15 protein-coding genes are annotated in these 16,736 nt (G+C 65.6%); 5 read left to right on the top strand and 10 right to left on the bottom strand.

The genetic code is table 11. The annotated features are described in order from the left end of the window. The first annotated feature begins 244 nt into the window (after positions 1-244). The 4 genes from EWH12_RS15385 to EWH12_RS15370 all read left to right on the top strand — a co-directional run bounded on the left by EWH12_RS15385 (position 245) and on the right by EWH12_RS15370 (position 4,593). Positions 245-3,061: a helicase-related protein gene (locus EWH12_RS15385; RefSeq protein WP_129927116.1), complete on the top strand. Its 2,817-nt coding sequence runs from the start codon at positions 245-247 to the stop codon at positions 3,059-3,061. Beyond that, positions 3,054-3,350, top strand: a complete 297-nt coding sequence (locus EWH12_RS15380) for an RNA-binding S4 domain-containing protein (protein ID WP_129927115.1) — start codon at positions 3,054-3,056, stop codon at positions 3,348-3,350. The genes EWH12_RS15385 and EWH12_RS15380 overlap by 8 nt, the downstream gene beginning before the upstream one ends. Positions 3,351-3,482: 132 nt before the next feature. Beyond that, on the top strand, positions 3,483-3,821 hold the full coding sequence (gene fdxA, locus EWH12_RS15375) for a ferredoxin FdxA (RefSeq protein ID WP_129927114.1): 339 nt from the start codon (positions 3,483-3,485) through the stop codon (positions 3,819-3,821). Positions 3,822-4,065: 244 nt separating this feature from the next. Beyond that, complete coding sequence (locus EWH12_RS15370; RefSeq protein WP_007709832.1) at positions 4,066-4,593, top strand: CarD family transcriptional regulator; 528 nt, start codon at positions 4,066-4,068, stop codon at positions 4,591-4,593. A 95-nt stretch (positions 4,594-4,688) separates the two neighbouring features. On the opposite strand, the gene EWH12_RS15365 is transcribed toward EWH12_RS15370, so the two are convergent. The 10 genes from EWH12_RS15365 to EWH12_RS15320 all read right to left on the bottom strand — a co-directional run bounded on the left by EWH12_RS15365 (position 4,689) and on the right by EWH12_RS15320 (position 14,904). After that, on the bottom strand, positions 4,689-4,931 hold the full coding sequence (locus EWH12_RS15365; protein WP_066604184.1) for a hypothetical protein: 243 nt from the start codon (positions 4,929-4,931) through the stop codon (positions 4,689-4,691). A gap of 76 nt (positions 4,932-5,007) precedes the next feature. Next, a complete protein-coding gene (locus tag EWH12_RS15360) occupies positions 5,008-5,511 on the bottom strand; it encodes an asparaginase domain-containing protein (protein ID WP_066604186.1) in 504 nt (167 codons plus the stop codon). A 62-nt stretch (positions 5,512-5,573) separates the two neighbouring features. After that, positions 5,574-6,401 (bottom strand): pyrroline-5-carboxylate reductase family protein, encoded by an 828-nt coding sequence (locus EWH12_RS15355; RefSeq protein WP_129927113.1) that lies wholly within the window; start codon positions 6,399-6,401, stop codon positions 5,574-5,576. A 4-nt stretch (positions 6,402-6,405) separates the two neighbouring features. Next, entirely contained in the window at positions 6,406-6,912 is a 507-nt protein-coding gene (locus EWH12_RS15350) for a type III secretion system chaperone family protein (protein ID WP_066604191.1), read from the bottom strand. 55 nt (positions 6,913-6,967) lie between these two features. Then, complete coding sequence (locus tag EWH12_RS15345; RefSeq protein ID WP_066604193.1) at positions 6,968-7,267, bottom strand: accessory factor UbiK family protein; 300 nt, start codon at positions 7,265-7,267, stop codon at positions 6,968-6,970. Between the two features lie 43 nt (positions 7,268-7,310). Further along, on the bottom strand, positions 7,311-7,859 hold the full coding sequence (locus tag EWH12_RS15340; protein ID WP_066604195.1) for a TspO/MBR family protein: 549 nt from the start codon (positions 7,857-7,859) through the stop codon (positions 7,311-7,313). A 26-nt stretch (positions 7,860-7,885) separates the two neighbouring features. Continuing rightward, the gene (locus tag EWH12_RS15335; protein ID WP_129927112.1) at positions 7,886-10,990 is read right to left on the bottom strand and encodes an efflux RND transporter permease subunit; all 3,105 of its coding nucleotides are present in this window, start codon (positions 10,988-10,990) and stop codon (positions 7,886-7,888) included. Then, entirely contained in the window at positions 10,990-12,051 is a 1,062-nt protein-coding gene (locus EWH12_RS15330) for an efflux RND transporter periplasmic adaptor subunit (RefSeq protein WP_129927111.1), read from the bottom strand. Before EWH12_RS15330 ends, EWH12_RS15335 begins: the two co-directional genes overlap by 1 nt. An 88-nt stretch (positions 12,052-12,139) precedes the next feature. Next, positions 12,140-12,877, bottom strand: coding sequence for a TlyA family RNA methyltransferase (locus tag EWH12_RS15325; protein ID WP_066604200.1), 738 nt, complete (start codon positions 12,875-12,877; stop codon positions 12,140-12,142). Then, on the bottom strand, positions 12,877-14,904 hold the full coding sequence (locus EWH12_RS15320; RefSeq protein ID WP_129927110.1) for a protein-disulfide reductase DsbD family protein: 2,028 nt from the start codon (positions 14,902-14,904) through the stop codon (positions 12,877-12,879). The genes EWH12_RS15325 and EWH12_RS15320 overlap by 1 nt, the downstream gene beginning before the upstream one ends. 76 nt (positions 14,905-14,980) lie before the next feature. On the opposite strand from EWH12_RS15320, the gene EWH12_RS15315 reads away from it, so the two are divergent. Continuing rightward, complete coding sequence (locus EWH12_RS15315) at positions 14,981-16,657, top strand: alkaline phosphatase family protein (RefSeq protein ID WP_129927109.1); 1,677 nt, start codon at positions 14,981-14,983, stop codon at positions 16,655-16,657. The last annotated feature ends 79 nt before the right edge of the window (positions 16,658-16,736 follow it).

Genomic DNA, 16,736 nt, shown 5'->3' with positions numbered 1-16,736 from the left:
CTGGAAACAATCGGCGCGGTGAGCCATAACCCCATTGTCAGCCTGCCAGCTCTGGCTGCCTGACCCGAACCCGATCCCGATCCTGCCGTGGATTGACGGTTCCTACACCACCTCCTGGGACACGACCACCTCCGACGGTCCGCAAAGTTCATGCTGTCAGCCTTTTCGTGTCGCCTTCGCTTCCAAAGAGCAAATCAAATGCCGGGTTGCGAATAAACTCCGCTTACCCGACATAGGGTGGACCATGGCCCAGTTCGCCCGTTCCCCCATCACCGCCGTCCTGGGTCCCACCAATACCGGCAAGACCCATCTCGCAGTCGAGCGGATGTGCGGCCATTCGAGCGGCATGATGGGCTTTCCGCTGCGGCTGCTGGCGCGCGAAGTCTATGACCGCGTCGTCGCGATCAAGGGGCCGGAGCAGGTCGCGCTCATCACCGGCGAGGAAAAGATCGTGCCGCCCCAGGCGCGCTATTTTCTCTGTACGGCCGAATCGATGCCAATCGACATAGGCCTGCAGGCCGGAGGCGCCCCTAACGGTCTTAAGGATTACGCCTTCGTCGCGCTGGACGAGGCGCAGCTAGGCGCCGACCCGGAACGCGGCCATATTTTCACCGACCGGCTGCTGCGGGCGCGGGGCCGGGAGGAAACGATGATCCTGGGGTCCGCCAGCATCGCCCGTGTCGTCAAGTCGCTGGTCCCCGATATCGACATCATCGGCCGCCCGCGCTTTTCCACCCTTTCCTATGCCGGCGCGAAGAAGCTCTCCCGACTGCCCAAACGCTCTGCCATCGTCGCCTTCTCCGCCGAAGAGGTCTATGCCGTCGCCGAGATGCTGCGGCGTTTTCGCGGCGGCGCGGCGGTGGTGATGGGCGCGCTGTCCCCCCGTACCCGCAACGCGCAGGTGCAGATGTTCCTCAATGGCGACGTCGACTATCTGGTCGCCACCGATGCGATCGGCATGGGCCTCAACCTCGACGTCGCGCATGTCGCCTTCGCTTCGCTGCGCAAGTTCGATGGCCATCGCACCCGCCGCCTGACCGTCAGCGAAATGGCGCAGATCGCCGGGCGCGCCGGGCGGCATCACAAGGACGGCACCTTCGGCAGCTTAGGAGGGGAGGAAGGCGATGCCACCTTCACGCCCGAAGAGATCGAAGCGATCGAAGCGCATCGTTTCCCGCCGATCGAGCAGCTTTTCTGGCGCGATGGCACGCCGCGCACCGACCGGCTCGACCTGCTGATCGTCGATCTGGAGGAGCGCCCCGACCGCCCCGAACTGCGCGCCGCGCCGCAGGCGGTGGACCTGGCCGTGCTTAAGCGGCTGGCCGAAGACCCGCTGGTGATCGAGCGGGTGCGGACCAAACGCCAGGTCGAACGGCTTTGGGCCGCCAGCAGCCTGCCCGATTTCCAGAAACTGGGCGCGGACCATCATGCCCGCGCCGTCAGCCGCATCTGGCGCTTCCTGTCGGAAGGGAACGGTTACATCCCCCGCGACTGGTTCGCACAGAATCTGGCGCGACTCGATTCGGTGCAGGGCGATATCGACACGCTGTCGGGCCGGATCGCGGCGGCGCGGACATGGTCCTATATCGCCCATCGCCCCGACTGGCTGGAATATCCGGCCGAGATGGCGGAGCGCACCCGCGCGCTGGAGGAGAAGCTGTCCGATGCGCTGCACGCCGCGCTGACGCAGCGTTTCGTGGACCGGCGCACCTCGGTCCTGCTGCGCGATATCGGGCAGAACGCCAGCAACCTGCCGGTCGTCGTGGACCCGGACGGGAGCGTCTGTGTCGATGGCGAGACGATCGGAAAACTTGACGGCTTCCGATTCTCGGTCGATCCCGCTACGCGACATCAGGATCGAAAGATGTTGCTGGCGGCCGCGGAACGGCGCCTTGGAAAGGTATTGCGAGTGAAGGCAGACGAACTGGTGGGCGCGGCGGATACGGATTTCGCGCTCATGGACGAAGCAGGACAGGCGCCACGCATCGCCTGGGGCGAAACGCCGGTGGCGACGCTGCTGGCGGGGCCAAGCCTGCTCGCGCCAGAAATTCGGCTGGATCGCGCGATTCTTGACCTGGATCAGGATGTGCAGAAGCAGGTCGCCACGCGCCTGGCCGCCTGGTTCGATGCGCAGAAGCAGAAGCATCTCCTGCCGCTGGTCAAGATGAACGACTGTGCGCTCGACCCCGAAGTGCCCGCCGTGGTCCGCGCCGTGTTCGCGCAACTGGGCGATGCGGGCGGCGTTATCGCGCGCATCGACCTCGATTCGGCGCTCGGCCATCTCGACAAGGACCAGCGCCACCTTCTGCGCAAGGCGGGCATCGATATCGGCGTGCTCGACATCTATCATCCCGGCCTGTTGAAGCCGGGCGCGGCGCGCTGGCGCTCTGCGCTGATGGCCGTGCGAATCGGCAAGCCCTGCCTGCCGCTGCCCGGCCCCGGCCTCACCCTGATCCCGGCAGGCGAGAAATTCGAACAGATGGGCGCGCGCATCGCCGGCTTCCGCGGCTTTGGTGAGCAGATGCTGCGCATCGACATGGCCGAACGCATGGCCCGCACCGCCCATGAAGCCATCGCCAGGAACGAGGCCTTCACCCATGTCAGCCCGCAGATCGTGTCGCTGGGCCTGTCCGAACCCTCCTTCCTGCAATTGATGCGCCTTGCGGGGTTCCGCCCTGTGGAGGCCCCTGCCCCAGCGCCCGTCGCGGTCACGGAGGGCGTCGAAGCGGTCGAAGGGGCAGAGCCGACCGAGGGGGCAGAGGGCGCAGAAGCCCCTGTCGTCAACGCCGCGAACTGGGTGTTCAAAGGCCGGCAAAAGCCACGGCCCGAACGGGGACAGCAAGCGCGCGGACCGCGCCGCGCCGACAAGCAGGGCGATGGCCAGCCGAGTGAGGGCAAGCGCGGCGGTGGCAAGCCCGCTGGCGGAAAGTCCGGTGGCGCCAAGTCCGGCGGAGAGCGCCAGCAGCGCGACCGCGCGGGCACCCCCGCGCATCGCAGCAGCCCGGCCCCGGTCAACAACGCCTTTGCGGGGCTCGCCGACCTGCTCGGCCGCAATGGCTAACCCGGTGACCGGCATCGGCCATGGGCCGAGCCTGCGCATCGACAAATATCTGTGGTTCGTCCGGCTGTGCTCCAGCCGGTCGAACGCGCAAAAGCTGGCTGAAACCGGCCATATCCGCCTCAACGGCCGCCGCATCGAGCGCGCCCACGCGCCGGTGCGCACGGGCGACCTCATCACCTTCCCCCATGGCGACGCGGTGCGCGTGGTGCGCGTGATCCAGCTTCCCACGCGCCGCGGCCCCGCGCCCGAAGCGCAGGGCTGCTACGAGGAACTGACGATCGGCGCGTGAGCGCGCATCATAGGGGCAGCCTCAGCCGCCCGGTCAAACCGGTCCTAAACATCGGGCAACAATATCCTCATTGACCTTCGGCCTGCCTAAGCATAGCAGGACGGCGTTTTCCAAGCCAAGAGTGCCCTGACAATGACCTATGTCGTGACCGACAACTGCATCCGCTGCAAATTCATGGATTGCGTCGAGGTCTGCCCTGTCGATTGTTTCTACGAGGGCGAGAATATGCTGGTCATCAACCCCAGCGAATGCATCGACTGCGGCGTGTGCGAGCCGGAATGTCCGGCCGAGGCGATCCTGCCCGATACTGAGAACGGCCTCGAAAAATGGCTGGAACTGAACACCAAATTCTCAGCCGAATGGCCCAATATCACGGTCAAGGGCGATGCCCCCGCCGATGCCGAAGAGATGAACGGCGTAGAAGGCAAGCTGGAGAAATTCTTCTCGGCCGAGCCCGGCTCGGGCAACTGATCCGCGCGGCCCGCGTCGTCCATCCAGCGTCCCGTTTTGCGCCACGCTCCCGGCCATTATGTCCGGGGGTGGTAATTTTGTTACGAATCTGCTAAATAGCGCTCCAACGGCCGGACATCCCCCTGCCCGGCCTTGGAGAATACGCTTCATGTCATGACGGTGGCGCCGTGGACCTCCCGGCATATGTCTCTTGCACATCTGCCCCGCGACGGCCCGTTCCCCGGTTGAATTGGAAAGGTATCAAATGGCTGCCAAGGCGCTGTCCTTTGACGTTGGTGATTATGTCGTTTACCCCAAGCACGGCGTTGGCCGTGTGATCGAACTGCAGAAGGAGCAGATCGCGGGCATGGAATTGGAGCTGTACGTGCTCCGTTTCGAAAAAGAGCGCATGACGCTGCGCGTGCCTACCAATAAAGCCGAAGGCGTCGGTATGCGCAAACTGTCCTCCAACAAGACGCTGGAGGAATCGATGGAAACCCTCAAGGGCAAGCCCAAGGTCAAGCGGACCATGTGGTCGCGCCGCGCGCAGGAATATGAAGCGAAAATCAATTCGGGCGACCTGGTGTCGATCGCCGAAGTGACGCGCGACCTGTTCCGGGCCGACGACCAGCCCGAACAGAGCTATTCCGAACGTCAGATCTTTGAAGCGGCGTCCAGCCGACTCGCCCGTGAACTCGCCGCGATGGAAGAGACGGACGAGCCGACCGCTCTGAAGAAAATCCTGCGCATCCTGAACGAAGCCGCGCCCAAATATGCCAAGGTCGAAGGCTGATCAGGCCCACGCCGTCAGGCTGAGACAGAAAAGGGGCGTTCCGATGATCGGAACGCCCCTTTTTCATGCCGACATTATGCCGGGTCGGACCGCGATCACTCGCTCTTGGCGGCGCCGGCGGCATCCTTGGCCGCGTCGCCGACATCGCTGGCGGCCTGGCCGACTTGCGTGGCGGCGCTCGACACGGCGTTGTCCTTGCTCGTCTGGCTACTGACCAGGAAAAAGGCCGCCACCGCCACCACAACCACCAGCAGCAGGACCGCGAACATCGTGCCGCCGCTGCTGCGCTTTTCGATCACGGTCGTCGTCGTGACCGGACGCTCCTGATAATCGCTCATGTCTCTTTCTCCTCGTCATACCCTGCGCGATCAATGCGCAGATGCATGACAAGGTTCCGGGTCAGAAACGACCGACTTACTCCAAGAGCGGGACGAAGGCGCCCTTGGCGCGGTCCTTGACCACCTTGTCGGCGCGAAACACCGACCCGCTCATGGTGATATAAACGCCCGGCTGCGCCACCTGAGCCGTGGCGAACGCCATGCCGAGGTTGAAGCTGGCGTCGCTCTCGCCAAAGCGCGCGGGCGCGAGCGCGCCGACCAGCACGATGGTCTTGCCGTCGATCCCGGCAAGCTGCCTGGCCGTGTCGGTCATGGTGTCGGTGCCATGGGTGATGACGATGTGCTTTTCCGCCGCCGCGGCGACGCGGGCGTAGATCAGCGCGCGATCGCTGTCGTCCAGTTCCAGACTGTCCTTGCGCGTCACTTCCTCGATACGGAAGGGGCGCTTGACGCGCGCGACGTCCAACAGCTTCGCCATCACGGTTTCGCCGACCTGATAGTCGGACAGGGCGTCGAAATAGATTTTGTCGATTGTCCCGCCGGTGGTGAGAAGCAGGATCGGGGTATCGGGGGACAACATGGCGGACTCCGGGGTCGGTAAGCGCGCGCCTTAGCGCAAAAGCCTTCCCCTCGAAACCGCCCTTATGCGCCGCGCGCCATCGCTTCGCCGCGGTCGCGGGCGGCGGCCAGCGTATCGATCAGCAACGTCAGCAGCCGGTCATCGGCGTCGAGGGCGTTCAGTCCCTCGCGCGTCATGCCGCCGGGGCTGGCGACGCGGTCGGCCAGCACGCCCGGACCATCATTGGCGCGGGCGGCCATATTGGCCGATCCCTGCACCGTCGCCAGCGCCATGCGCGCGGCCTGATCGGCGGGAATGCCGATCGCCTCGCCCGCCTGCGCCAGCGCGTCGACGAAGCGGAAGAGGAAGGCGGGGCCGCAGCCCGACAGCGCCGTCACCTGATTGAACAGCGCTTCATCGGCGATCCATTCGACCAGGCCCAGCGGTTCGATCAAAGCGGCGACGTCCATCTTGGCCTGCGCCGAGGTCACATCGTCGGTGAACAGCGCCGTCACCCCCTCGCCCAGCCCGACGGGCAGGTTGGGCATGGCGCGCACGATGTCGCGGGCGACTGGGAAACGGGCGCGCAGATCGGCGAGCGTCGTGCCGGCGAGGATCGAGACGATGCGCATGTCGGCGACGCATAGCGGCGCCAGCGCAACGGCGACATCGGCGATCTGATAGGGCTTCATGCCCAGCAGGACGGTGGTCCCTGCGGGGAGCGCAGCTGGATAGTCGGTCATAACCGCCACACCATCGGTCACCGGCCTGCCGCTGGGGCGCAAGACCGTCACGCGCTCACGGTCGAGGCCGCAGTCGAGCCAGCGGGACAGCATCTGCCCCGCCATATTGCCGCAGCCGACCAGGAAGAGATGATCGGGGAAAGGATGATCGACACCGGTCTGCGTCATCGGATCAGGCCTCGCCGCGGGTTTCGATCAGGCTGGCGGAGATCGCCTCCGACGGCGACTTGCCGCCCCAGAGCACGAACTGGAACACCGGATAGAAGCGCTCGCATTCGTCGATCGCGGTTTCGACCAGCAACTGCGCCTGGTCGAGCGTCAAGGTGCCGCCCGCGCCGAGCAGCGCGCCATGGCGGAACAGGATGATGCCGCTCGACGACCACAGCTCGAAATGGCCCAGCCACAGCTGTTCATTGATGAGGCCCAGCGTCTCGTAGATGGTGCCGCGCTTCTCCTCGGTCACGCGGATGTCGGGCAGCGCCAGCAACTGGAGCACCTGATCCTCGTCACGCCAGATGCCGCGCAGCTCATATTGCGCCCACGATCCTTGGGTGTTCGCGACGATCTCATCTTCGCCGACCTGCTCGAACGTCCAGCCATGCGCTTCGAAATAGGCCGCCAGCATATCGATCGGCGCGGCTTCCCCGCCGCCATGTTCAAATTCGTCGCTATCCATCATCGGCGCGCCTTATCACCGCCTACCGTGAAAGGACAGACACAAGGGTAGGGCAGGATCAGTCCGCGTCCTTGGGCTTCGGCTTGGCCGCCTTGACGGTCTTGGTGACGGGTTCGCCGGCCTTGCCTTCCAGCGCGTCGAGCCGGGCCTTGAGCAGTTCGACTTCCTCGCGCGCGGCGGCGGCCATCGCCTTGACCGCGTCAAATTCCTCGCGCGACACGAATTCCATGCCGCCGATCCATTCCTTCGCCCGCTCGCGCGCGTTGGTTTCGAATTCGCGGCCCATGCCCGCCACGGTGCCAGCGGCGCCGTTCACCAGCTTGGCGAGATCGTCGAAAAAGCGGTTTTCGCTCTGCATTGCCTTTATCCTCTGTGCGGCGCGCGATCGGCGCGCCCATATATCATATCTGGGTTCTGAGCGCCGGGGCGACAAGGGTCGCCGCATCGGGGTTCAGGCGGCCGATCTCATAGTTGAGGAAGGCGGCGAAGGCCAGCCACGCCAGATAGGGCAGCAGCAGCACGCCGGCGAGCCGCCTGATCCGCCAGAAAAGCGCAGTGGTAGCGGCGACAGTCACGAAAATGATGAGGATCAGCGCCAGCGCGCTGCCCACCTGATGCGCGCGAAAGAAAAGCGGCGACCAGCAGAGATTAAGCAGCAATTGGACCAGGAACAGGGCGATCGCCGCACCCCGCCCCGTCGCTCCGCGGGCGTGCAGGACGATGGCGAAGGCCAGCGCCATCATCACGTAGAGGATTGTCCAGGCCACCCCGAACGCCCAGCCCGGCGGCATCAAGGCGGGCTTTTCCAGCGCATCGAACCAGCGATTGCCATAGCCGCTATTGGCGAGGCGGCCCGACAGGAAACCCAGAAAGACGATCGCCGGCACCGTGACCAGCGCCCAGCGCAGATAGGCAAGACGCAACTGACCGGGGGACGCAATCTCGTTCATCGGCAACGCAGCTCCAGAAAAGCCAGTCATTCGGCGGGATCGGGCGAATCCTTGAGCGCCGAATCCAGCTTGCGGCCAACGGTTTGCGGAGAAACTGTCCGCTTGGCAACGCGGGAATAGAAGATCGGGATCAGGAATAAAGTGATGAGGGTCGCGAGGCTGACGCCGAACACGACGACCGTCCCGATCGAGTGGCGCGCCGCCGCCCCCGCGCCGCCGCGAATGACCAGCGGCGCCGCGCCGATCACGGTCGCGATGGATGTCATCAGGATCGGGCGCAGGCGGCGCTTGGCGGCTTCGCGGATGGCCTGCGCTATGTCCATGCCCTCGTCGCGCAACTGGTTGGCGAACTCGACGATCAGGATGCCGTTCTTGGCCGCCAGCCCCACCAGCATGACGATGCCGATCTGGCTGTAGAGGTTGATCGACCCGCCGGTGATCGCCAGCCCCAGCGCGCCGCCCGCGACCGCCAGCGGCACGGTGGCGATGATGACGCCGGGATGAATGAAGCTTTCGAACTGGGCGGCGAGCAGCAGATAGACGATCAGGATAGTGAGACCGAAGACCAGCCAGATCGACCCGCCGGTTTCGCGCAGCGACTGGCTTTCGCCACGATAGCCGATAGCCAGCACTTCGGGCGACTGGCGCGCCTGATCCTCCAGGAAGGCGAGGCCCTGGCCCAGTGAGGTGCCCGGCGCCAGCGCGGCGGTCAGGGTGATGGCGCGCAGCTTGTTGTAACGGTTGAGCTGGCGCGGTCCGGCGACTTCGCGCACTGTGACCAGCGCAGATAACGGCACCAGAGCGCCGGTGCGGGAGCGGACGTTGATGCGATCGAGGTCGGCCACGGTCTGACGGCCTTCCTCCTCGGCCTGCACCAGCACGCGATATTCTTCGCCCCGGTCGACATAGGTGCCGACGCGGCGGGAACCGAGCAGGCTTTGCAGCGCCTGGCTGACATCGTTGACCGACACGCCCAGATCGCCTGCCCGCGCCAGGTTCGTCTCGATCCGCATCTGCGGCTTGGTTTCCTTATAGTCGCTGTCGAGGTTGATCAGCCCCGGATAGTCGGCGGCGGCGGCCATGATCCGGTCGCGCGCGGCGACCAGCCCTTCGTAAGTGGAGCCGGCCAGCACGATATTGACCGGCAGTCCGCGCCCGCGCCCCAGCCCCGATCGCGGCGCGGCATTGCCGCGCACGCCGGGCTGGTCGGCGATCACCTTGTTGACCATGGTTGCGACTTGCGCGGTTGTGATGGTCCGATCTTCCCATGGCCGCAGGAAGGCGATGACGTTACCGCCATTGAAATCGTCGGTCGCGCCAAAGCCGGACGGGGTGCGGATCACCAGATTCTGGAGCGTCCCGTCCTTGCGCAGGAAAGCGAGATCATCCTCGATCTTCTTCATATAAGCCATCATCCGGTCGAAACCCGTGCCTTCGGGCGCGCTGATCTGCGCTTCGACCACGCCGGTATCCTCGGCCGGGGCCAGTTCGCTCGGCAGGCCGGTAAAGAAGAAGCCCGCAGCGCCCAGGAACAGCAATACGCCCAGCAGCGGCAGCAGCGGCTTGCCCAGCGCGCCGTCCAGCCAGCAGGCATAGCCATTTTCCAGTCGCTGGAACCGATCGTCGATCCAACGCGCGAAACGACCGCGCTCCGCATTTTTCAGCAGTTTGGAACAGAGCATTGGCGCGAGGCTGAGCGAAATGAAGCCGGAAAAGGCGATCGCGGCGATCATCGCAATGGCGAGTTCGCGGAACAGCAGTCCGGTCTGGCCGGCGAGGAACATGACGGGTACGAAGACGGCGCATACGACCAGCGTGGTCGAGATGATCGCAAAGCCGACCTGCCGCGTGCCGAGATAGGCGGCGACCAGCGGGTCTTCACCCTGTTCGATCCGGTGATAGACATTTTCCAGCACGACGATCGCATCATCGACCACCAGGCCGATCGCCAGGACAAAGGCGAGCAGAGTGAGCAGATTGATCGACAGGCCCAGCAACCACATGACCGCGCAGGTCGCGAGCAGGCAGATCGGCACGGTGACCGCGGGCACGATGGTCGCGCGCACCGACCCCAGAAACAGGAAGATGACGAGGATGACCAGCAGCGCCGCCTCTATCAGCGTGTCATAGACATTCTCGATCGCCCGTTCGATGAACAGCGATTCGTCGGTGCCGATCGCGATGCGCATCCCCTGCGGCAGGGTCGGCTCCAGCTCTTTTATCAGCGCTTTGGCCTTTTGCGCGACGTCCAGCGTGTTCGCGCCCGATTGGCGGATGATACCGATGCCGATCGCCGTCCCCTGATTGGAACGGAAGCTGCTATAGGGATTTTCCGCGCCTTCCTCGATCCGGGCGACATCGCCCAGCTTGACCTGATAACCGTCCGTGCCGCGGCCGACGACAAGCTGCGCGAACTGATCGGGCGTGGCGAAGGGCCGTTCGACGCGCAGGGTCTGGTTCTGGTCCTGCGATTCGAAGCGCCCGGCGGGCAGTTCGACATTCTGGCTGCGCAGCGCGGTTTCGACATCGGCCGGGGTCAGGCCGAAGGCGGCCAGCTTTTCGGCGTTGAACCAGATGCGGGTGGAGGGCCGCGCTTCGCCGCTGATATTGGCGCGGGCGACGCCATCGATCGCGGCGAAACGATCGACCACGTTGCGATCGAGATAGTCGCTGATCTGGATCGACGACCAGCCGGGGCGGGAAAAGGACAGGAACAGGATGGCGCGGGCATCGGAATCCACCTTGCGGATTTCGGGCGGCAGCGCGTCCTCCGGCAAATCCTCCACCACCGACCCCACACGGTCGCGCACATCATTGGCGGCACTGTCGATATCGCGCGACGGATCAAATTCGATATTGATGTCGGACGTGCCGTCCTGCGACGTGGAGGTGATGGTCTGGATGCCCTGCACCCCCGCCACGCCATCCTCTATCAATTGGGTGATGCGGGTTTCCACCACGGACGCAGCCGCGCCGGTATAGGTGGTTTCGACCGACACGATCGGCGGGTCGGTATCGGGATATTCGCGCACCGACAGGCTCATATAGCCGACGACGCCGATGATGCACAGCAGGACCGCGACGACCGCGGCGAAGACCGGGCGGCGAACCGAAAGATCGGATAGCTGCATCAGCCGGCCGCCTTGCCGGAACCGTCCCTGGGCTTTGTATCAGCCTTATCGCCCGGCAGTCGCACCGTCACCCCGTCGGTCAGCTTGACCACCCCTTCGGTCACGACCTTCCGCCCTGCCTTGAGGCCGCCCAATATCTCGACCCGGCCATCCTGGCGGATGCCGGTTTCGACCTTGACCCGCTTCGCCGTGCGATCCTGGATAACGAAGACGAAGCGATCGTCGCCGTCGCCGACCAGCGCCAGTTCGGGCACGGACAAGGACTGCCGCTGGCGCGCGATCACGCTGACGGTCAGCAACATGCCGGGTTTCAGCGCCTTGTCGGGATTGGGCAGGATCGCCCGCACCCGCACCGCGCGGGTGGCGGGGTCGATCACAGGATCGATGGTGGCGATCGCGCCGTTGAACGGTCGATCGGGCCAGGCGGCGGACACCGCCTTGATCGTCATCCCTTCGCGGATCATCGCCAGCCGGGTTTCGGGAATGGTGAAGTCCAGCTTGATGCGGCTGATGTCGCTGACGGTGGCGATCGCGGTGCCGGCCGTCACGATCGCGCCGGGCGATACGGTGCGCAGACTGACCCAGCCGGAAAAGGGGGCGCGGATCACCCGGTCGCCGATTGAGGCGCGGGCCAGTTGCGCATTGGCGCGGGCCGCGTTGGCGAGCGCGACCTGCTGCTCCAGCGTCGCGCCGGTGGCGAAGCCCCGGCTCTTGAGCGCCTGGATGCGCTGGAGTTGCTGGGTCGCCTGCAACGCGGTCGCTTCGGCGGAGGCGAGTTCGGCCTGTTCCTGCCCCACCGCCAGCCGGGCGATCACCTGCCCCTTGGCGACATAGCCGCCATCGGAGAAGTTGAGCGCCTCGATCCGTTCGGTCACTGGCGCGGACAGCACCACTTGTTCATTGGCGAGTGCCGTGCCGACCGCTTCCAGATTGTCGGTGAAGGCGGCGAGCGTAATGGGCTGCACCTCCACCAGCGGGACGGCGCGGGGCTTTTTTTCCTGTTCTCCTCCGCAGGCGGCGAGGGACAGGGCAAGTATAAGGACGGGGACAATGGGACGCATGATGACGGGGTGAAGAGCCTTTGCTGGCGGCACAATTGGACTTGGGCCGCACCTTATGACGGTAGGATTGGGAACGAACATACGTCCATTATCCACCAAGCCGGGCGTAGAGGAGAAATTCGACATTGCCCTGCGGCCCGGTAATCGGGCTTTGCGTCAGGCCCGCGACGGTCCAGCCCTGCGACACGACCCAGTCCTGCACTTCGGCACAAACGCGCTGGTGGACGAGGATATCCCGCACGACGCCATTCTTGCCCACTTCTTCCCGCCGCGCCTCGAACTGCGGCTTGATGAGCGCGATCATTTGCGCGCCGGGTTTGGCGAAGCTGATCGGCTTCTCCAGCACCTTCGCGAGGCTGATGAAGCTGGCGTCGCACACGATCAAGTCCACGGCTTCGGGGATATGCGCGTCGGTCAGAATCCGGGCGCTGGTCTGTTCATGGACGATGACGCGGACGTCGGAGCGGATTTTCCAGGCCAGCTGGTTGGTGCCGCTATCGACCGCATAGACCTTCATTGCACCGTTGGTGAGCAGCACGTCGGTAAAGCCGCCGGTCGAGGAGCCGACGTCGATCGCGACGAAGCCGGTGACGTCGATCGCAAATTCTTCGAGCGCGTGGGCCAGCTTGACGCCGCCGCGCGACACCCAGGGATGGTCGCGGCCGCGCACGTCCAGCTCCGTCCCTTCGGGCACCTGCTGGCCCGCCTTCTCGACCTTCCTGTCGCCCAGGAAGACGAGGCCGGCGAGGATCAACGCCTGCGCGCGGGCGCGGCTTTCGGCGAGGCCGCTGTCGACAAGCAGTTGGTCGGCGCGGATCTTGACCATCAGCGCGCCAGTCCGGCAAGGGTGGCGGGGGTGAGGAGTTGCGGCAGGGTCTGCGCCTCCTTGCCGGGCGCGTAGAAGAGATAGAGGGGAACGCCCGACCGGCCCTGCCCTTCGAGGAAGCGAGTGATGGCCGGATCGGCATTGGTCCAGTCGCCTACCATGACGGTGACGCCGGACTTGTCGAAGGCGGCGCGGGTTTCGGCGCGGTCGATGGCGGCAGCCTCATTCGCCTTGCAGGTCAGGCACCAGTCGGCGGTGAAATAGAGGAAGACCGGCTTGTTGGCGGCGCGCAGTTCGGCCAGTTTTGCGACATCGAAATGGACAGTTGAATCGCCTTTTTCGACAGCGGCAGGCGCGCGGGTCGGCAGGGCGTAGGCGCCGCCGACCATCAGGGCGAGGCCAGCGATAGCCGCGATCCAGCCGCCGCCCTTACCCAGCCGCTGACGACCACCCAGCCACCAGAGCAACAGCGCCAGCAGCAGCGCCGCGGCCAGCCCGATCGTCATGCCGGACACCCCACGCTGCTGACCCAGCAACCAGGCGAGGCCGAGCGCGGTCAGGAACATCGGGATGGCGAGGATCTTCTGAAAACGGCCCATCCAGCCACCGGGCTTAGGCAATCGTTTGCGAAATGCCGGGACGTAAGCAAGCAATAGGAAAGGCAGCGCCAGCCCCAACCCCAGCCCGGCGAATATCGCCAGCGCAGCAGCCAGAGGCAGCAACAGCGCTGCGCCCATCGCCGCGGCCATGAATGGCCCGGTGCAAGGGGTCGCGACGAAAGCGACCAGCGCCCCGGTCCAAAAGGAACCGGCGACGCCGCCCTTCCCCGCCAGCGCCTCGCCGCCGCCATAGGCGCTGAGATCGAACAAGCCAGCCAGGTTGAAGGCGATGCCGGTCACCAACAGCAGCAGCGCCAGGATGATGCGCGGGTCTTGCAGCTGGAATGCCCAGCCGACCGCGCCACCCGCGGCCCGCAATATCAGCAGCGCGCCGCCCAGCGCCAGGCAAGTCAGGACGACGCCCAGCGTATAGGCCAGCGCCTCCCGCCGCACGGTCCACTCGTCGCCGCCGGCTTTCGCCAGCTTCATGGCTTTGAGGCCCAGGATCGGGAAGACGCAGGGCATGATGTTGAGCAGCAGGCCGCCCAGCAGCGCGCCCCCCAGCGCGGCGAGGGTCGCCTGCCATTGGCCGCCGCCCGATGCGCCCGCGACCGCGCCGGGTTTCGCGGTCAGCAGGAAGCCGACATGGTCGCCGGTGCGCAGCACCGCCTGCACCGCCCCACCCTTGCCGCCTTCGGCCGCATCCGTCTCGATCAGCAGCGTGTCGCCATTGCGCGTCACCGTCTGTGGCGCAGCATAGCGCGCCAGCCCCTCGGCCAGCGGGAAGAGGTGCATGTCGCGCGCCTGCGCGCTGGCCGGGAACGGCACCGACAGGCGGAGTGTGCCGTCCTTGACCGCATAGGTCGCTTCCGATCCCAGCGGTCGGGGCAGATGGGTACGCCACCCGTCGAAGCGCGTCCGATCGATGGCCGACACGGCGCCGTCGCCCGCGACCAGGTCCAGCGCCAGATCGCCGCTTTCAGGCACGCATACCTTGTCGGTGCAGGCCAGCCATTGCGCCTTCGCCCGCACCGGCAGGCGGGTGCCGGGCGGAAGGCCCGCAGCGACCTTCAGCGTCGCCAGAACGCCATAGGGGCCTTCATAGACATGGTTCATCAGGCCGGAGATCAGCAGCGTTTCCGGCACCGGATAGCGCAGCGGGCCGACGCTGACGCCCTTGGGCAGGGTCCAGTCCACGGTCATGCCCAGCCCCGCATCGCCGGGATTTTCCCAATAGCCGTGCCAGCCCTTTTCCGGCGTCATGGCGAAGGCGATGGTCGTGCCCTCGCCGGCCTTGGGCGCAGCGCTTTCGGCGACCAGTTGGGCGGCGATATGCGCCGCGCCGCCGCCGAACGCACTTTGCCCCTGCGCAGGGGAAAGGCCGGCCAGCAACGCCAGCGTCATCAATATGACTTGAAAAATCCGCATCGGGCCTCTGGTCTGGTGGGTGTCAGCGGGCTAGGTCCGGGGGCGTTCGCCGTCAAGGCTGGAGAAGGTACAGTAGATGTTGAAGAAAGTCGCGGCCGCCCTGTTGATCGCCACCGCCATGCCGCTGGCGGCGCAGCAGCCCGCCCCGGCTCCGGCCGCCCCGACTCCGGCCCAAGCGCCACCGACTCCTCCAAAGCTGATCGTCGCGATCAGCGTGGATCAATTTTCCGCTGACCTGTTCAGCGAATATCGCCAATATTATACCGGCGGCCTGAAGCGCCTGACGAGCGAAGGCGCGGTCTTCCCGCGCGGCTATCAGAGCCATGCCGCGACCGAAACCTGCCCCGGCCATTCGACCATTCTGACCGGCAGTCGCCCGTCGCGCACCGGCATCATCGCCAACAACTGGTTCTCGCTTGACGCCAAGCGCGAGGACAAGAATGTCTATTGCGCAGAGGACGAAACCCAGCCGGGCAGCAGCAGCGACAAATATGAGGCCTCTCCGCTTCACCTGAAGGCGCCGACGCTGGGCGGCCGGATGAAAATCGCCAACCCCGCCACCCGCGTCGTGTCGATCGCGGGCAAGGATCGCGCCGCGATCATGATGGGCGGGCCGACCGCCGACCATGTCTGGTGGCTGGGCGGACCGCAGGGCTATGTCAGTTACAAGGGGATCGCCACCCCGCCGCTGGTCGCCAAGGTCAATGCGGCGATGGCGCAGCGGCTGGCCCAGCCCAATCCGGGCTTTGACCTGCCCGCCCAGTGCGTGTCAAAGGATTTCGCGGTGCGGGCGGGCGACAAGACGGTCGGCACCGGCCGCTTCGCGCGCGCAGCGGGCGATTATAAGAGCTTCCGCATTTCGCCTGAACAGGACGCGATGACGCTGGCCTTCGCCGCCGCCGCGATCGAGACTATGGACCTGGGGAAGCAGGCGCAGAGCGACATCATCTCGATCGGCCTGTCGGCGACCGACTATATCGGCCACACTTACGGAACAGAAGGCGTCGAAAGCTGCATCCAGGTCGACCGGCTGGACCGCGAATTGGGGTCGTTTTTCGATCGGCTGGACAAGGACGGCATCGATTATGTCGTGGTGCTGACCGCCGACCATGGCGGCCATGACCTGCCCGAACGCCATCGCCTGAACGCGATGCCGATGGAAAACCGGGTAGACATGGCGCTGACGCCCAAGGCGCTCAATGCCGCCATCGCGGACAAGGCAGGACTGCCCGGCAAGAAAGTGCTCTGGAGCGACGGCCCGTCTGGCGACCTGTATTTCGACAAGGGGCTGACTGCGCCTCAGCGCGCCCGTGCCGAGGCCGAAGCGCTCAAGCTGCTGCGCGCGCATCCGCAGGTCGAAACGGTGTTCACCAAGGCGCAGATCGCCGCCACCCCCTCCCCCTCCGGCCCTCCCGAAAGCTGGAGCCTGATCCAGGAAGCGCGGGCCAGCTTCTATGCGGAGCGGTCGGGCGACCTGTTGCTGCTTTTGAAGCCGCGCGTCATGTCGATCCCTGAGCAGGCGGTGATGGGATCGGTCGCGACCCATGGTTCGCCCTGGGACGCCGACCGCCGCGTGCCAATCCTGTTCTGGCGCAAGGGGATGCAGCATTTCGAACAGCCGCTGGGCGTGGAGACGGTTGATATCATGCCGTCGTTGGCGGCGCTGATCGGGCTGCCGGTGGCGAAGAGCGAGATCGATGGCCGGTGCCTGGATCTGGTGGCGGGCGACGGGGATAGCTGCGCGGCGCGTTAAACAAACCGTCCGCGCTGAGCGAAGTCGCAGCCCTCCGCAGAACGTAGTGAAGCGGCTTCAACTTCGCTCAGGGCGAACG

Source organism: Sphingobium cupriresistens, assembly GCF_004152865.1.
In the GTDB taxonomy this organism is placed as follows: Bacteria; Pseudomonadota; Alphaproteobacteria; order Sphingomonadales; family Sphingomonadaceae; genus Sphingobium; species Sphingobium cupriresistens.
This window is presented reverse-complemented; position numbering and strand designations above follow the sequence as displayed.

Coding starts and splice junctions, on each gene's coding strand:
- EWH12_RS15320 (WP_129927110.1), bottom strand. CDS start 14,904: ATGCGGATTTTTCAAGTCATATTGATGACGCTGGCGTTGCTGGCCGGC.
- EWH12_RS15380 (WP_129927115.1), top strand. CDS start 3,054: ATGGCTAACCCGGTGACCGGCATCGGCCATGGGCCGAGCCTGCGCATC.
- EWH12_RS15340 (WP_066604195.1), bottom strand. CDS start 7,859: ATGAACGAGATTGCGTCCCCCGGTCAGTTGCGTCTTGCCTATCTGCGC.
- EWH12_RS15360 (WP_066604186.1), bottom strand. CDS start 5,511: ATGTTGTCCCCCGATACCCCGATCCTGCTTCTCACCACCGGCGGGACA.
- EWH12_RS15355 (WP_129927113.1), bottom strand. CDS start 6,401: ATGACGCAGACCGGTGTCGATCATCCTTTCCCCGATCATCTCTTCCTG.
- fdxA (WP_129927114.1), top strand. CDS start 3,483: ATGACCTATGTCGTGACCGACAACTGCATCCGCTGCAAATTCATGGAT.
- EWH12_RS15345 (WP_066604193.1), bottom strand. CDS start 7,267: ATGCAGAGCGAAAACCGCTTTTTCGACGATCTCGCCAAGCTGGTGAAC.
- EWH12_RS15315 (WP_129927109.1), top strand. CDS start 14,981: ATGTTGAAGAAAGTCGCGGCCGCCCTGTTGATCGCCACCGCCATGCCG.
- EWH12_RS15365 (WP_066604184.1), bottom strand. CDS start 4,931: ATGAGCGATTATCAGGAGCGTCCGGTCACGACGACGACCGTGATCGAA.
- EWH12_RS15350 (WP_066604191.1), bottom strand. CDS start 6,912: ATGATGGATAGCGACGAATTTGAACATGGCGGCGGGGAAGCCGCGCCG.
- EWH12_RS15385 (WP_129927116.1), top strand. CDS start 245: ATGGCCCAGTTCGCCCGTTCCCCCATCACCGCCGTCCTGGGTCCCACC.
- EWH12_RS15330 (WP_129927111.1), bottom strand. CDS start 12,051: ATGCGTCCCATTGTCCCCGTCCTTATACTTGCCCTGTCCCTCGCCGCC.
- EWH12_RS15335 (WP_129927112.1), bottom strand. CDS start 10,990: ATGCAGCTATCCGATCTTTCGGTTCGCCGCCCGGTCTTCGCCGCGGTC.
- EWH12_RS15325 (WP_066604200.1), bottom strand. CDS start 12,877: ATGGTCAAGATCCGCGCCGACCAACTGCTTGTCGACAGCGGCCTCGCC.
- EWH12_RS15370 (WP_007709832.1), top strand. CDS start 4,066: ATGGCTGCCAAGGCGCTGTCCTTTGACGTTGGTGATTATGTCGTTTAC.